At 46.5% G+C, this 372-nt stretch carries 1 rRNA gene; it reads right to left on the bottom strand.

Features of this window, described 5'->3' with window-relative positions:
• Positions 1-17: 17 nt before the first annotated feature.
• Positions 18-129 (bottom strand): 5S ribosomal RNA (rrf, locus tag GSY63_RS00045).
• Positions 130-372: the final 243 nt, after the last annotated feature.

Here is a 372-nt window from a genome sequence, read left to right as displayed (position 1 = left end):
CTTGTGATCTTGATAAGATTTGGCGCCGACCTACTCTCCCACGTATTACCGCAGTACCATCGGCTCTGGCGGGCTTGACTTCTCTGTTCGGAATGGGAAGAGGTAGACACCGCCGATATAGACACCTGAATATTTTGAGTTATTGGTTAAGCAGTTGATTAGCTCTTATGTTGATTAGAAACGCCGCCCTATTCACTGCTCACCAAAACATTTGGATTTAAAAAAGAACAATACAGCACCTATAGCCCTGCATAAAACAAGAAAGCCCTGCATCAATGATGCAAGGCTTGTGATCTTGATAAGATTTGGCGCCGACCTACTCTCCCACGTATTACCGCAGTACCATCGGCTCTGGCGGGCTTGACTTCTCTG

It is taken from the genome of Mucilaginibacter agri (assembly GCF_009928685.1).
In the GTDB taxonomy this organism is placed as follows: Bacteria; Bacteroidota; Bacteroidia; order Sphingobacteriales; family Sphingobacteriaceae; genus Mucilaginibacter; species Mucilaginibacter agri.
This window is presented reverse-complemented; position numbering and strand designations above follow the sequence as displayed.